Origin of the sequence: Streptomyces sp. URMC 127, assembly GCF_051386535.1 — a bacterium.
Lineage (GTDB): Bacteria > Actinomycetota > Actinomycetes > Streptomycetales > Streptomycetaceae > Streptomyces.
This window is the reverse complement of the sequence record NZ_JBPQTW010000059.1, coordinates 1-14,219: the sequence shown is the minus strand read 5'-3', so window position 1 is coordinate 14,219 and position 14,219 is coordinate 1. Positions and strand designations below refer to the sequence as shown.

Annotated in this window: 11 protein-coding genes; 9 read left to right on the top strand and 2 right to left on the bottom strand. The window is 74.0% G+C overall.

Annotated features, from left to right (window positions below):
• Positions 1 to 65 precede the first annotated feature (65 nt).
• On the top strand, positions 66 to 1,934 hold the full coding sequence (locus ACSNOH_RS15285) for a glycoside hydrolase family 15 protein (RefSeq protein ID WP_436721869.1): 1,869 nt from the start codon (positions 66 to 68) through the stop codon (positions 1,932 to 1,934).
• A 94-nt stretch (positions 1,935 to 2,028) separates the two neighbouring features.
• Here ACSNOH_RS15285 and ACSNOH_RS15280 read toward each other — a convergent pair whose 3' ends face one another.
• Positions 2,029 to 2,778: an SDR family NAD(P)-dependent oxidoreductase gene (locus ACSNOH_RS15280; RefSeq protein WP_436721868.1), complete on the bottom strand. Its 750-nt coding sequence runs from the start codon at positions 2,776 to 2,778 to the stop codon at positions 2,029 to 2,031.
• Positions 2,779 to 2,809: 31 nt separating this feature from the next.
• Positions 2,810 to 3,436, bottom strand: a complete 627-nt coding sequence (locus ACSNOH_RS15275; RefSeq protein ID WP_436721867.1) for an HAD-IA family hydrolase — start codon at positions 3,434 to 3,436, stop codon at positions 2,810 to 2,812.
• A 157-nt stretch (positions 3,437 to 3,593) separates the two neighbouring features.
• Between ACSNOH_RS15275 and sph the strand changes: the two genes are divergently transcribed.
• The 8 genes from sph to ACSNOH_RS15235 all read left to right on the top strand — a co-directional run bounded on the left by sph (position 3,594) and on the right by ACSNOH_RS15235 (position 14,101).
• Positions 3,594 to 4,562 (top strand): sphingomyelin phosphodiesterase, encoded by a 969-nt coding sequence (sph, locus tag ACSNOH_RS15270; protein WP_436721866.1) that lies wholly within the window; start codon positions 3,594 to 3,596, stop codon positions 4,560 to 4,562.
• 40 nt (positions 4,563 to 4,602) lie between these two features.
• Positions 4,603 to 5,670, top strand: a complete 1,068-nt coding sequence (locus ACSNOH_RS15265) for a S66 family peptidase (RefSeq protein ID WP_436721865.1) — start codon at positions 4,603 to 4,605, stop codon at positions 5,668 to 5,670.
• A gap of 200 nt (positions 5,671 to 5,870) precedes the next feature.
• Positions 5,871 to 6,326 (top strand): hypothetical protein, encoded by a 456-nt coding sequence (locus tag ACSNOH_RS15260; protein ID WP_436721864.1) that lies wholly within the window; start codon positions 5,871 to 5,873, stop codon positions 6,324 to 6,326.
• Positions 6,327 to 6,710: 384 nt separating this feature from the next.
• A complete protein-coding gene (locus ACSNOH_RS15255; RefSeq protein WP_436721863.1) occupies positions 6,711 to 7,289 on the top strand; it encodes a winged helix-turn-helix domain-containing protein in 579 nt (192 codons plus the stop codon).
• Between the two features lie 190 nt (positions 7,290 to 7,479).
• Positions 7,480 to 8,793 (top strand): sensor histidine kinase, encoded by a 1,314-nt coding sequence (locus ACSNOH_RS15250; RefSeq protein ID WP_436721862.1) that lies wholly within the window; start codon positions 7,480 to 7,482, stop codon positions 8,791 to 8,793.
• A 179-nt stretch (positions 8,794 to 8,972) separates the two neighbouring features.
• Positions 8,973 to 9,620 (top strand): LuxR C-terminal-related transcriptional regulator, encoded by a 648-nt coding sequence (locus ACSNOH_RS15245; protein WP_106676291.1) that lies wholly within the window; start codon positions 8,973 to 8,975, stop codon positions 9,618 to 9,620.
• 186 nt (positions 9,621 to 9,806) lie between these two features.
• Complete coding sequence (locus ACSNOH_RS15240) at positions 9,807 to 12,959, top strand: alpha-N-acetylglucosaminidase (RefSeq protein ID WP_436721861.1); 3,153 nt, start codon at positions 9,807 to 9,809, stop codon at positions 12,957 to 12,959.
• Between the two features lie 338 nt (positions 12,960 to 13,297).
• Complete coding sequence (locus ACSNOH_RS15235) at positions 13,298 to 14,101, top strand: tyrosine-protein phosphatase (RefSeq protein ID WP_436721860.1); 804 nt, start codon at positions 13,298 to 13,300, stop codon at positions 14,099 to 14,101.
• Positions 14,102 to 14,219: the final 118 nt, after the last annotated feature.

Here is a 14,219-nt window from a genome sequence, read left to right as displayed (position 1 = left end):
GGCATCCGCCCGCCCCCGGCGGTATAACGGGTGGTGTGGCACGCCGCTCCGCCGAGGAGGGGCCCATGAAACCCGCCTGCCCGAAACCCGGCTACCTGCCCATCGAGGACCACGGGATCATCGGCGACCTGCACACCGTGGCGCTCGTCGGGGTGGACGGCACGATCGACTGGTGCTGCCTGCCCCGCTTCGACGCGCCCTCCGTCTTCGCCTCCCTGCTCGACGCCGAACGCGGAGGGTCGTTCTCCGTCACGGTGCGCGACGCGGAGCGTACCAAGCAGATGTACATGCCCGACTCGAACGTCCTGCTGACCCGCTTCCTGGGCCGGGACTCGGTGGCCGAGCTGTACGACTTCATGGTCCCCGACCACCCGTCCTGCCCGGCTTCGGGCATCCGCCAGATCGTGCGGGAGGTCCGCGTGCTGCGCGGCCGGGCCGTGGTCGACGTGTGCTGCCGGCCCGCGTTCGACTACGGCCGCGCCCCGCACACGGTCACGCCGGTGCGCGGGGCGGGCGTCGTCTTCGCGGGCCCGGCCGGCTTCCTCGTGCTGCGCTCCTCCGTGCCCCTCACGCCCGGCGACGGGGGCGCCGCGTGCGCGACCGTGACACTGGAGCCCGGGCAGTCCCTGGAGCTCGCCGCGCAGTGGGACGGAGCGGGGGCCGTACGGGCGGGCGTGGTGCGCCCGTTCGACGCCGCGGAGGCCACCCGGCTGCTGGACAAGACGCTGCAGTACTGGGACGGCTGGCTGCGCCAGTCGCAGTACCGGGGCCGCTACCGCGAGGTGGTCGAGCGCTCGGCGCTGGCCCTGAAGCTGCTGGTGTACCAGCCCAGCGGCGCCCTGGTCGCCGCGGCGACCACGTCCCTGCCGGAGGCCGCGGGCGGCGGCCGCAACTGGGACTACCGCTACACCTGGGTCCGCGACGCCGCCTTCACGCTCTACGCGCTGATGCGGCTGGGCTTCACGGAAGAGGCCGCCGCGTTCATCGACTGGCTCCACCAGCGCTGCACGCAGGCCCCGCCCGGCACCGGGCTGCAGGTGCTGTACGGCATCGACGGCCGCGCCGACCTGCCCGAGACGGTCCTGGACCACCTCTGCGGCTACGACGGCGCGCGCCCGGTGCGGATCGGCAACGCCGCGGCCGGCCAGACCCAGCTCGACATCCACGGCGAGCTCATGGACTCCGTCTACCTGTACAACAAGCACGCCGAGCCCATCTCGTACGAGCTGTGGGAGGCGCTGGGCCGGCAGCTCGACTGGCTGCAGAAGAACTGGGAGGAGCCGGACGACGGGATCTGGGAGACCCGCGGCGGCCGGCAGCGCTTCACGTACTCCGCGCTGATGACGTGGGTCGCCTTCGAGCGGGCCATGCGCATCGCGCGGCACCGCGGCATGCCGGCCCCGGTCGAGCAGTGGCGGGACACGGCGGCGGCCGCGTACCGCTTCGTGCAGGACCGCTGCTGGGCGCCGGACCTCGGCGCGTACACGCAGTACCCGGACAGCAGGACGCTGGACGCCTCGCTGCTGGTGATGCCGCTGGTGAAGTTCGCGGGCCCCAAGGACCCCCGCTTCCTGTCCACGGTGCGGCGGATCGAGGAGGAGCTGGTCAGCGACAGCCTGGTGCACCGTTACCGGACGGACGGCAGCGACGGCCTGGACGGCGGCGAGGGAACGTTCAACCTGTGCTCGTTCTGGTACGTGGAGGCGCTCGCCCGCTCCGGGCGGATCGGCGAGGCCCGCTACGTCTTCGAGAAGATGATCACGCATGCGAACCACCTCGGCCTGTACGCCGAGGAGATCGGGCCCGCGGGCGAGGCGCTCGGGAACTTCCCGCAGGCGTTCACCCACCTCGCCCTGATCAGCGCCGCGACGAACCTGGACCGCGCCCTGGCCGCGCACCACGGGCCGGCGGCGCGGCACTGGCACGCCGGCTGAGCCGCCGACGCCGGCACCGGCCCCCGGCACACCCGGCGGACGCCGCACCCCGCGGACGCCGCACCCGGCGGACGCCACGCCCCGCGGCCCCACGTCAGATCCCCGTCATCCGCCTCTCCAGCGCCTTGATATCGGCCCTCCGCTCCTGTTCGACCTGGGCGGCGAACGCGTCCGGGAAGATGTCCTCCTCCCCCGCCTCCAGGCCGTCGATCATGGCGGCGGCCACCTCCGCGGGGGACACGCGCGGGAACTCCCCGAACGCGGGCTCGTGGCGGACGACGTAGTCGAACATGTCCGTGTCGACGGGCCCCGGGAAGACGGCGTGGACGGCGATGCCGCGGGGCCGCAGATCCGCCCGCACGGCCTGCGTCATCAGGTGCAGCGCGGCCTTCGAGGCGGGATATCCGCCGAGCGACGGCGTGCCGCCGAAGGCGCCGACGCTGATGACGTTGGCGACGGCCCCGCCGCCGTTGCGCTCCAGGACGGGCACGAAGGCGCGCAGGACCCGCAGGGTGCCCAGGAAGTTGGTGCGCATCACGTCCTCGACGGCGCCGAGGTCCATGTCGAGGAGGTGGCCGACGGCGTGCGTGGCGGCGTTGTTCACCAGCAGGGTGACGTCGGGCGCCGCTTCCGCCGCGGCCTCGACGGTGGCGGGCGCGGTGAGGTCCAGCGTGAGCGGGACCACGCGGTCGGGGGCCTCGGCCACGACCGGCTCCAGGGCCGCGGGATTGCGCGCCGCGGCATGGACGCGCCGGGCGCCGCGGGCCAGGAAGGCGGAGACGAGCGCCCGGCCGATGCCGCGGTTGGCGCCGGTCACGAGCACGGTCGAACCGTCGATGTTCACTGAATTCCTCTCGCGGGTGCCGGCGGCCGGCTCACCTCAGCGGCAGCCCGAACAGCTCTTCCAGCTTCTTCACCGTCTCGGCCGGGTCGCCGTCCAGGACGGTGGTCATGCCGAGGTCCTGGGCGGGCGGCAGGTTGCGCGCGGAGTCGTCGACGAAGACGCAGGCCTCGGCGGGCAGTTGCAGCTTCTTCAGGATGAGCGGGTAGATCCCGGGCTCCGGCTTGCGCAGGCCGTGGTCGCCCGACAGGACCACGGCGTCGTACAGGGTGTCGAAGCCGTAGCCCTGGTAGGGGTCGTAGGGGCCGGAGCCGAGGCTGTTGGACAGGATGCCCACCTTCACGCCCGCGCGGCGGGCCGCCTGGCCGGCCGCGAGCATCACCGGCTCCGGGCGGAGGTCGGCGAGGACGCGGCCGATCAGGTTGTCAGCGGCGACGCCGAGCAGCGCGGCGGTGCGTTCGTTCCATTCCATCTGGCCGATCCGGCCGAGCTCCAGCTGCGCGTAGATCTCGCGCCCTTCCGGGTCCGCGGAGATGACCTGGAGGAACGCGTCGGGCGCAAGGCCTTCGCGCAGGCAGAAGGCCCGGGTGCACTCGGCGATCGGGGTGGTCAGGACACCGCCGAAATCGAGCACGAGACCCTGGCGCAGGGGCGGGGGCATGGGAACTCCTCACGGTGGGTCGGTCACCGCATCTCTTCCACTCTTCCAACGGACTCAACGACTCATGCGCGAACGCGACACGAAGTCGTCGCCGCGCGTAGGGGAATTGATCACCGTAAGGATGTCCGGAAGTAACAGGGGCTGATTTGATGTGGCAATGCCGAAGCTCCAGCCCGCGCTCACGATCACGCTCGCCGCCGTCGCCTGCGCCGCCGCCCTGCCGCAGACGGCCGCCCGGGCCGACGGCGTTCCGGAATTGAAGGTGCTGACGTACAACACCTTCCTCATGAGCAAGAACCTCTACCCCAACTGGGGGCAGGACCACCGCGCCGAGGAGATACCGAAGGCCGGGTTCTTCCGCGGAAACGACGTCGTCGTCCTGCAGGAGGCATTCGACAACGGCGCCTCCGACGCGCTGAAGGCGAATGCGGCCGGCGCGTACCCGTACCAGACGCCGGTCGTCGGGCGCGGCAAGGACGGCTGGGACGCCACGGGCGGGAACTACTCGTCCACCACGCCGGAGGACGGCGGTGTCACTGTGCTCAGCAAGTGGCCGATCGTCCGCAAGGAACAGGTGATCTTCAAGGACGCGTGCGGCGCGGACTGGTGGTCCAACAAGGGCTTCGCCTATGTCGTGTTGAATGTGAACGGTACGAAGGTGCACGTCGTCGGTACGCACGCGCAGTCGACGGACAGCGGTTGCGCGGCGGGCGAGGCGGCGGCGGACCGCGCGAAGCAGTTCCGCCAGATCGGCGCCTTCCTGGACGCGAAGAACATTCCGGCGAACGAACAGGTCATGGTCGCCGGCGACCTGAACGTGGACGCGCACGGAAGCGAATACGCGTCCCTGCTCGCGAATGCCGGTCTCGCCCCGGCGACGGAACGCACCGGCCACCCGTACTCCTTCGACACGAAGGAGAACTCGATCGCGGCCTACCGCTATCCGTCGGACCCCCGCGAGGACCTCGACTACGTCCTGCACCGCAACGGCCACGCCCGCCCGGCGACCTGGAAGAACGCGGTGGTCAAGGAACCGTCCGCGCCGTGGACGGTCTCCAGCTGGGGCAAGGAGTACACGTACACCGATCTCAGTGACCACTACCCGGTCGTGGCGGGGAATTCCTGAACCCGGAACGCAGGGCGCGGACCGGCCTAGGGTGGGGCGCATGAACGCACCCGAGCAGCCGCCCGCGCCACGGCGTTATCCGCCCAGGCCCCGGCCCGGCGACCGCGTCGCGGTGGTCTCGCCGTCGTCGGGGCTGCCGGGCCTGTTCCCCCGTCCCTTCGAACTCGGGCTGCGGCGGCTGAAGTCGGAATTCGGGCTGCTGCCGGTGGAATATCCGGCGACCCGGCAGATGGGGTCGAGCCCCGCCGAGCGGGCCGCCGATCTGCACGCGGCGTTCGCGGACCCGGACATCAAGGCGGTGTTCGCCAGCATCGGCGGGGACGACCAGATCACGGTGCTGCCGCACCTCGACCGGGAACTGGTCCGGGCGCATCCCAAGCCGTTCTTCGGCTACAGCGACAACACCGCCCTGCTGGTCTGGCTGTGGAATGCGGGGATCGTCGGATTCCACGGCGCGAGCGTGATGGTGGAGCTGGGCAGGCCCGGTGCGCTGCACCCGCGGACGGCGGAGTCGCTGCGGGCCGCGCTGTTCTCCCCGGGGCCGTACGAGCTGACCGCGCCGGGCGCCTCCAACGACGTCGACCGGCCCTGGGACGATCCGCAGACCTTCGCGAGCGAGCCCGTGCTCGCGCCCTGCGACGACTGGTCGTGGCGGAATCCCGGCCGCACGGCGGTGGAGGGCGTCGCGTGGGGCGGCAACCTCGAAGTGCTGTCGTGGCTGCTGATGGCCGATGCCGGGATCGGGCCGCCCGCGGCGTACGCGGGCTGCGTGCTGTTCCTGGAAACCTCGGAGGAGATGCCGCGCGCCGAGGAGGTCTTCCGGATCCTGCGCTGCATGGGCGAGCGGGGGCTGCTGCGGCAGTTCCGCGCGCTGCTGATGGGGCGGGCGAAGTCGTGGTCCTTCCAGCGGCCGCTGGGCCGGGAGGACGCGGCCGCGTACCGGCGGGCGCAGCGGGAGGCGGTGGAGCGCGCGCTGGACGCGTACGCGCCGGAGCTGCCCGTCGTCTTCGACGTGGACCTGGGGCACACCGATCCGCAACTGGTGATCCCGTACGGGGGTGTGGTGCGGGTGGACGGGCCGGCGCGGCGGATCACCGTGACGTACTGATCGCGGCCGATCACCGTCACGTACTGAGTGCCGGTGCGCGGCCTGCCAGCGCACGGGCTGTCGGCGTGCGGCCGCGACGTACGGGGCACCGGTGTGCGGGCCGTCACGGCCCGTTGTCAGTGGCAGGTGCCAGGATGATTCCCACGCGGGCCGCCGACGGGGGGCGGCCCTTCAGCGAGGGGGGATCCATGCTGCCATCCATGCTGCCCATCACCGTCAACACCGAGTCCGGAGAGGTGCGTTCGCACGTCACCGCCGAGCGGCTGGCGGAGATCATCGCCGGGCTGGGCGGGGAGGGCGACCGGTTCGCGGTGGTCGAGCGCACGGAGCCCGCGGAGGGGGCGGGGGACGGCGGCGACCACTACATCCAGACGTGGCACGAGGGCGACGGCCCGTACGAGGTGGAGTACCGCGCGGGGACGGCCGAGCGGCACTTCGGGGTGCGGATGGAGAGCGCCGCCGAGGTGACGGCCGTGTTCGTGGCGTGGGCGCGGGGCGAGGAGGGGTGGACGGAGGGGTACGCGTGGGAGCGGGTCCCGTTTCCGGAGGAGGAGGAAGAGGCCGGGTCCGCCCCCGGCCCGGATCCGGAGCCGCCGGCGGCGGACGGCGGCACCCCGCTCTCCGTGCCGGACGCCCGCCGGACAGACCGGCCGTGAGGCGGCCGGGGGTGATCAGGGCTTCATCTTCCGGAGGCGATTGCTCCGCATTTTCCGGGCGCCTCCCGGGTGGTGGGCATCACGCCAGGGTTCCGTATCCACCTGCACGGGGAGTCTGCTGCCCCGCCGCAGGTCATGCTTCAATAGGGGCATGGCCAGCTTCCAGAACACCGCGACGGGTCGCTTCGACCTTGAGCCCTTCTGGCCTTCTCGTCAGCACGACGACTTCGACCGAGTGTGTTGCCGCGCGACTTCCGCGCAGGCCCCCTCCTCCCGCTGACCCCCACGTCGAAGTCAGCCGCCGGTCCCCAGTCCCCCGGCCAACGGCCCCGCGCACCCGCACGTCCCCTCGACGGTCCCTCGCGCGAAAGAGCTGAGCTCTCCATGACGAACCTCCGTACCCTCGCCGTGCCCGCCCCGTCCACCGCGGCCACCGCCACCACGCACCCCTCGCACACCGCGCACACCGCGCATCGCCACCGGCTCCGGGCCGTCTCGCCGGACGAGGTGCCGCCGGTCGCCGAGCTGCTGCACTCCGGCGCGGCCACGTGGATGCCCGCGCCCCAGCACACCGTGCCGTCGCTGCCCGGCCAGCCGCCGATGATCGGCTATCTGGTCCTCGTCCCGGCCGAGCAGCAGGCCGCCGAGCCCGCGCCCGCCACCCGCGGGGACGCCCTGGTGAGCATCGACCCCGAGCAGCGCACGGCCAGCGTTGCCGGGCGCCCGCTCGACCTCACGTACCTGGAGTTCGAGCTGCTGTCCCACCTGGTCGCCCACCCCCACCGGGTGCACACGCGCGACCAGTTGGTGACGACCGTGTGGGGCTACGGTCACGTGGGCGACGGCCGGACGGTGGACGTCCACGTGGCCCGGCTGCGCCGCAAGATGGGGGCCGAGCACCGCGCGTCGATCGTGACCGTCCGCCGGGTCGGCTACAAGTACGCCCCGCCCGCCGGCTACTGATCACCGGCGCTCCCGGGCGGCCTTCAGCCGCGGAGCTGCCCGGCTCCTGCGGGTAAAGGCCGAGGTCAGAGGTGGGGCTAGGTACACCATGGCCGGGGCGGTGCCCCCCGTGACGATCATGTCGCGATCGTCCAGACTGGTTCCCGGGCCCGGGGCACGGGCCCGGGAGCACAACCCTGGGGGGAACCGGATGAAGAAGGTCAGCGACGCACTGCTGACGGCGGCGCGCGGCCTGTGGCTGGCGATCTTCGGCATGGCGACGTCGATCCTGCTGTTCGCGCTGACCATGGTCTCCCTGGTGCTCATGGTGCTGGGGATCGGCCTGTTCACGACGCCGGTGCTCGTGAGGGCCCTGCGGGCGCACGCCTCCCTGCGCCGCCGCCAGGCGAAGGCGTGGGCGGGCGTGGAGATCCCCGAGCCGTACCGTCCGCTGCCGGCCCGGCGCACCGGGCTCGCCGGTCAGGTGGAGCTCTGCACGGCCCTGCTCAAGGACCCCGCCACCTGGCGCGACCTGCTGTGGCTGCTGGTGGACGGCACGGCCGGCACGGTGCTGTCGCTGCTCGCCCCCGCCCTCGTCCTCTACCTGCCGTGGGGCGTCGTGCTGGCCCTCGGCGTCTGGGAGCCGATCGACCGGGCGGGCGGCGGCCTGTGGTTCACCTTCGTCCACATCACCGACCAGTCCAGCGCGAACCTGGCGGCCGCGCTCGGCCTGGTCTGGGCCGTCGTGGGCGCCCTCCTGGCCCGGCCGCTGCTGCGCACGGACTTCCTGCTGGCCAAGCAGCTGCTCGCGCCCGGCCCGGCCGCGGCCCGCGAGCTGGAGCTGGCCCGGCGCGTCGACCGGCTCACCGAGTCCCGGCACGACGCGGTGGACGGCTCCGCGGCCGAGCTGCGCCGCATCGAGCGCGACCTGCACGACGGGGCGCAGGCCCGCCTGGTCGCCATGGGCATGAGCCTGGGCACGATCGAGGCGCTGATCGAGAAGGACCCGGCCCGCGCCAAGCAGCTCGTGGCCGCGGCCCGCGCCGACTCCGCCGAGGCCCTGACGGAGCTGCGCGACCTGGTGCGGGGCATCCATCCGCCGGTGCTGGCCGAGCGCGGCCTCGCCGACGCCCTGCGGGCCCTGGCGCTGCGGATGCCGCTGCCCGTCGAGGTGGACGTGGAGCTGGCCGGCCGGGCCGAGGAGCCGGTCGAGACGGCGGCGTACTTCGCGGTGAGCGAGGTGCTGACCAACGCCGCCAAGCACTCGGGGGCCCGGCAGGTGTGGCTCGACGTGCACCACGCGGACGGCATGCTGCGGATCTCCGTGACGGACGACGGCCGCGGCGGGGCGGGCGCACCGGCGGGCGACACGGCCGGCGGCGCGGCCGGGGCGAGGCGTCCGGCGGGCTCGGGTCTGGCCGGCATCGAGCGGCGCATCGGCACGCTGGACGGCGTGCTGGCCGTGAGCAGCCCCGTGGGCGGGCCGACCCTGGTCACGATGGAGATCCCCTGCGTGCTGCGCTGACGCCCGCCCCGGCGGACGCCGTGGCCGGCTCCGTCCGCCGCGGCGGAGCAACGGGAGCCGGGCCGCCGACCCGGCTCCCGCCGCGTCCGCGGCATCGGGGACGATGAGCGCGGACCGCCTGAACGGCCCGCCCGCCCCGGGCCTTCCGGGGCGCCGTCCCGACCGCCGCTGGAGTGCCCGTGCGCGTTGTGCTCGCCGAAGACCTGTTCCTGCTGAGGGACGGCCTGGTCCGGCTGCTGGAGGCGTACGACTTCGAGATCGCGGCGGCCGTGGAGAGCGGCCCCGAGCTGTCCCGGGCCCTCGCCGAACTGCGGCCGGACGTGGCGGTGGTGGACGTACGGCTGCCGCCGTCGTTCACCGACGAGGGCCTGCAGTGCGCGCTCGCCGCGCGGCGGGAGACGCCGGGCCTGCCGGTGCTGGTGCTGTCCCAGCACGTGGAGCAGCTGTACGCGCGGGAGCTGCTCGCGGACGGCAGCGGGGGCGTCGGCTATCTGCTGAAGGACCGCGTCTTCGACGCCGACCAGTTCGTGGACGCGGTCCGCAGGGTCGCGGCGGGCGGCACGGCCATGGATCCGCAGGTCATCTCGCAGCTGCTGTCGCGGCGGTCGCAGGACCGGCCGATGGGCCGGCTGACGCCGCGCGAGCGCGAGGTGATCGAGCTGATGGCCCAGGGCCGGTCGAACGCGGCGATCGCCGCGCAGCTGCACGTGACCGAGCGGGCGGTCGCGAAGCACACGTCGAACATCTTCGGGAAGCTCGGCCTGCCGCCGTCCGACGACGACAACCGCCGCGTCCTCGCGGTGCTGGCGTATCTCGACCGGGGCTGACCGGCTCCCGGCCGGAGACGTCCGGCTCCCGGCCGAGGCTGACCGGCTCCCGCCCGGGGCTGACCGGCCGAGCGGCCGGGCCGCCACGGCTGAACGCCGAGCGCGCCCCATTGCTCCCTCTGGTGACGCCGGTTAACGTGCGCCGCGCACGCGTCCGTTGTCGCATTCAGCACAGTGGAGGGCGCCATGACCGATCTGCCGTTCCGTCAGCCGAGCGACCGGCCGAAGCCGTCGAGACGCCTGCTGCTGGGCACCGCCGGGGCCCTCGGTGCCGCGGCCGCCCTCGCCTCCCACGCCTCGCCCGCCCGGGCCACCGCCGCCCGCCCTCCGTTCGACACCGCCCCCGCCCGGGCGGCCCTCGTGCGGCTGCTGGGCGCCGCGCACGCGGAGCAGTTCCGGCTGACCGCGCTCGCGTCCGCCGAGGGCGAGGACCGCTTCGAGGTGTCCGGCCGCACGGGGCGGATCGAGGTGTCCGGGACGAGCCCGGCGGTGCTGCTGACAGGGGTGCACTGGTACCTCAAGTACACGTGCGGGGCGCACATCACCTGGGGGGCGCGCCAGGTGAGCCTGCCGCGCAGCCTGCCCGCCCCGGCCCGCCCGCTGCGGCGGTCCACCCGGCTCCGGCACCGCTTCGCCCTCAACGACACCAACGACGGCTACACCTTCCCCTACGCCGACTGGCCCTACTGGGAACGGATGATCGACATCCTGGCCCTGCACGGCTGCAACGAGGTCCTCGTCATAAGCGGTCACGAGGCGGTCTACCAGCGCGTCCTGCTCGACTTCGGCTACAGCGACGCGGAGGCCCGCGGCTGGCTGCCCGCCCCGTCCCACCAGCCGTGGTGGCTCCTTGCGAACCTCAGCGGCTACGGCGGCCCGCTCGGCCAGAAGCTCATCGACGCGCGGGCCGCCCTCGGCGCCCGGATCACCGCCAGGCTGCGCGAGCTGGGCATGGCGCCGGTGCTCCCGGGCTACTACGGCTCCGTGCCGGAAGGTTTCAGCACCCGCAACGCCGACGCGCGCGTCGTCCCGCAGGGCACCTGGCACGGCTTCCGGCGCCCGGACTGGCTGGACCCGCGCTCGGGCGCGTTCGCCCGCGTGGCGGCCTCCTTCTACGGGCACCAGGCCCGGCTCCTCGGCCCGGCGCGGCACTTCAAGATGGACCTGCTGCACGAGGGCGGCACGGCGGGCGACGTGCCCGTCGCGGCCGCCGCCCGCGCCGTCGAGCAGGCCCTGCGCACCGCGCACCCGGACGCGACCTGGGTGATCCTCGGCTGGGAGGACAACCCGCTGCCCGAGCTGCTGGGCGCCGTCGACCGGCAGCGGATGCTGATCGTCGACGGCGTCTCCGACCGCTTCTCCCGCGCCGCCGACCGCGAGAAGGACTGGGGCGGCACCCCGTACGCGTTCGGCAGCATCCCCAACTACGGGGGGCGCACCACGCTCGGGGCCAAGACCCACGTGTGGGACGAGAGGTTCTTCGCGTGGCGCGACAAGCCGGGCAGCGCCCTGGCCGGCACCGCGTACATGCCCGAGGGCGCCGACCGGGACCCGGCCGCCTTCGAGTGCTTCTCCGAGCTGGCGTGGCTGGAGCGGGCACCCGACCGGGCGCAGTGGTTCGCCTCCTACGCGGACTTCCGCTACGGCCGCGCGGACAAGGCGGCCCGGGAGGCGTGGACCGTGCTGGCCGGCACCGCCTACCGGCAGAGCGCTCCCGGGCGCAGCGACCCGCACGACAGCCTCTTCGCCGCCCGCCCGTCCCTCGGTGCGGACCGCGCCGCCGAGTACGCGCCGAGCGCCCCCGCCTACGACCCCGTCCGCTTCGACGCCGCGCTCGGCGGGCTGCTCGGCGTCGCGGCGGGTCTGCGCGGCGCGGACACCTACCGCTACGACCTGGTCGACGTGGCCCGGCAGGCCGTCGCCCACCGCAGCCGGCAGCTGCTCCCGCAGCTCGCGGAGGCGTACGCGCGCAAGGACCTCGCCGCCTTCCGCGCGCTGTCCGCGCTGTGGCTGAAGCTGATGCGGCTCGCCGACGACATCGCGGGCACGCACAAGGCCTTCATGCTCGGGCCCTGGACGGCCGCCGCCCGGGCGATGGGCACCGACGCGGACGAGGCCGCCGAGCTGGAGCGCACCGCGCGCGTGCTCGTGACCGTGTGGGGCTCGCGCAGCACGTCCGACGGCGGCAAGCTGCACGACTACGGAAGCCGCGACTGGCACGGCCTCATCGGCGACTTCTACCTGCCGCGCTGGCGGCGCCGGCTGGAGGAGCTGGAGGACGCGCTGCGCGCCGGGCGGGCGCCGCGGGCCACGGACTGGTTCACGATAGAGGAGTTCTGGACGCGCGAGCGCACCGAGCATCCGCAGCGGCCGGCGGGCGACCCGTACCGCACGGCGGTGCGCGTGCGGGACACGCTGGCCGCCGCGCCCTACCAGGGGACGCTCGCGTCGGTGCTCGACCCGGTTTCCGTCGTACCCGGCGGGACGGCGGAGCTCTCCGCCTCGCTCACCAACGCCAACGGCTTCCGCGCCACGGGCCGCGCCGAACTCGCCGTCTCCGGCCTGCCCGCCGCCCCGCAGGGCCCGGTCTCGGTGCCGAGGCTGGCGCCCGGCGCGACGCTGCCGGCCCGCTGGCGCGTCACCGCTCCGGCGGCACCGCTGGAACGGCCGCTGCAGCCGGTGCCGTACGAGGTGAGCGCGCGCTACGGGCCGCAGGGCGAGGAGCCGGTGCGGGCCGTGCGAGGGGGCACGCTCTTCCTGGCCGGGCCACTGTCGGACGGCTGGCGGACGGTCACCAACAACGCCGCCGTCTTCGGGCAGTTGGGCGCGGACCGGTTCGCGATCGACGGCTCCGGCGACGACCTGTGGAAGCGGACCGAGGAGTTCGGCGCGGTGTACCGGGCGGGCGTGCTGGGCGTCGGCGCGGCCGTCACCGTACGGGTCCTCAGCCAGACGGACACCAACGGCTGGGCCCGTGCGGGCCTCATCGCGCGGAACGCGCTCGGCACACGGTGGTCCGCGGGAGCGGTGAACCTGGCGCTGACGCCCGGGCAAGGGGTCGTCCTGTCGTACGACGCGAACGGCGACGGCACGTTCGACGCCTACCGGCAGGTGGCCGGCGTCCGCGCCCCGGTCTTCCTGCGCCTGACGCGCACGGGCGCCGACGCGTTCGGCGCGGAGTACTCCACGGACGGCACGGCGTGGCAGCCGGTCGCCACGGCGAAGGTCCCCGGCGCGGCGGCGGTCCAGGACGCGGGCCTGTTCATGACGGCGGGCAACGACGGGAGCGGCGCGCGGGGCCTCGCGGAGTTCGCCGATTGGGCAGTACGGGGCCACTAGCCGCGGGGGCGGCGGACGGCGCCTCGGGCGGGTCCGGCACCGCCGGATTCCACCGTCGTGGTTACGCGCCGTCGCGGCGGGACTTTCCCGCCTGCGGCGAGAGGCGGCGGATGCCCTTGCGGTCCACAGGCCCGGCCTCTCTTTCCGCCGCAGCGGCGATCAGCCCCCGCGGCGGTGTCCGGCGGTGCCGGTCCCACCGGACCCGTACGGCGGGGGAGAGCGGCCACGCCCCCGCGGGCGCGGGGTTCGTCTCCGTTAGGCACAATAACGGTAGATATCCGGCAAATATCTGATCGATATCAGACACGCTGTGCGCTACAGAGCCAGGAGACGCCCGCATGCCGCAGTTCGACGCCTCGACCATCATCAACCTCCGCGACCTCGGAGGCATCGCGCTGACCGGCGACTCCGCCGTCCGCCCCGGCCTGCTGCTGCGCTCGGGCCAGCTCGACCGGCTCGACCCCGCCGCCGACCCGGCGGTCGCCGCCCTCGGCATCCACACGGTCGTCGACCTGCGTACCGAGCACGAGCGGGAGGAGCGGCCCGACCAGGTGCCGGCCGGCGCCCGGCTCATCGTCGCGGACGTGATGGCCGGCGGCGCGGCGGCCCGCGCCGCCGCGGACGGCGGCGTGCCGGCCAGGCTCGACTCCGTGCTGGGCAGCCCCGCCGTCGCCGAGGAGCACCTGGGCAACGGCAAGGCCGAGAAGCTGCTGTGCGACTCCTACCGCTCCTTCGTCACCTCGGAATCCGCCTGCACCGCCTACGGCCGCCTGCTGTCGGCGCTCGCCGAGCCGGACTGCGGCCCGCTGCTCTTCCACTGCACGGCAGGCAAGGACCGCACGGGCTGGGCCGCCGCCGTCATCCTGCTGCTCCTGGGCGCGGACGAGGAGACGGTCCGCGCCGAGTACCTCGCGGTGAACCCGGCGGTACGGGCCGCCTTCGCCCCGCTCAGCGACCGCTTCACCGCCGCGGGCGGCGACCCGGAGATCGCCGACGCGATCCTCGGAGTGCGCTCGGCGTACCTCACGGCGGCGCTGGAGGAGATGGAGCGGACCTACGGCGGGGTGACCGCGTACGTCCGCGACGGCCTGGGCATCGCCGACGAGGCGGTCGACCGCATCCGGGCACGCTGCATCGCCTGACGCCCCCGCCGGCTCCCCCGCCCGGGCGGGGCCCGGGGGCGCGCAGGAGTGAGGTGACCATCTCACCATTCACTCGTTCTATGGATCGTGGAGCAGCAAGCGACAGCCCCCCGCCCCC

Coding starts and splice junctions, on each gene's coding strand:
- ACSNOH_RS15285 (WP_436721869.1), top strand. CDS start 66: ATGAAACCCGCCTGCCCGAAACCCGGCTACCTGCCCATCGAGGACCAC.
- ACSNOH_RS15275 (WP_436721867.1), bottom strand. CDS start 3,436: ATGCCCCCGCCCCTGCGCCAGGGTCTCGTGCTCGATTTCGGCGGTGTC.
- sph (WP_436721866.1), top strand. CDS start 3,594: ATGCCGAAGCTCCAGCCCGCGCTCACGATCACGCTCGCCGCCGTCGCC.
- ACSNOH_RS15265 (WP_436721865.1), top strand. CDS start 4,603: ATGAACGCACCCGAGCAGCCGCCCGCGCCACGGCGTTATCCGCCCAGG.
- ACSNOH_RS15260 (WP_436721864.1), top strand. CDS start 5,871: ATGCTGCCCATCACCGTCAACACCGAGTCCGGAGAGGTGCGTTCGCAC.
- ACSNOH_RS15255 (WP_436721863.1), top strand. CDS start 6,711: ATGACGAACCTCCGTACCCTCGCCGTGCCCGCCCCGTCCACCGCGGCC.
- ACSNOH_RS15250 (WP_436721862.1), top strand. CDS start 7,480: ATGAAGAAGGTCAGCGACGCACTGCTGACGGCGGCGCGCGGCCTGTGG.
- ACSNOH_RS15240 (WP_436721861.1), top strand. CDS start 9,807: ATGACCGATCTGCCGTTCCGTCAGCCGAGCGACCGGCCGAAGCCGTCG.
- ACSNOH_RS15235 (WP_436721860.1), top strand. CDS start 13,298: ATGCCGCAGTTCGACGCCTCGACCATCATCAACCTCCGCGACCTCGGA.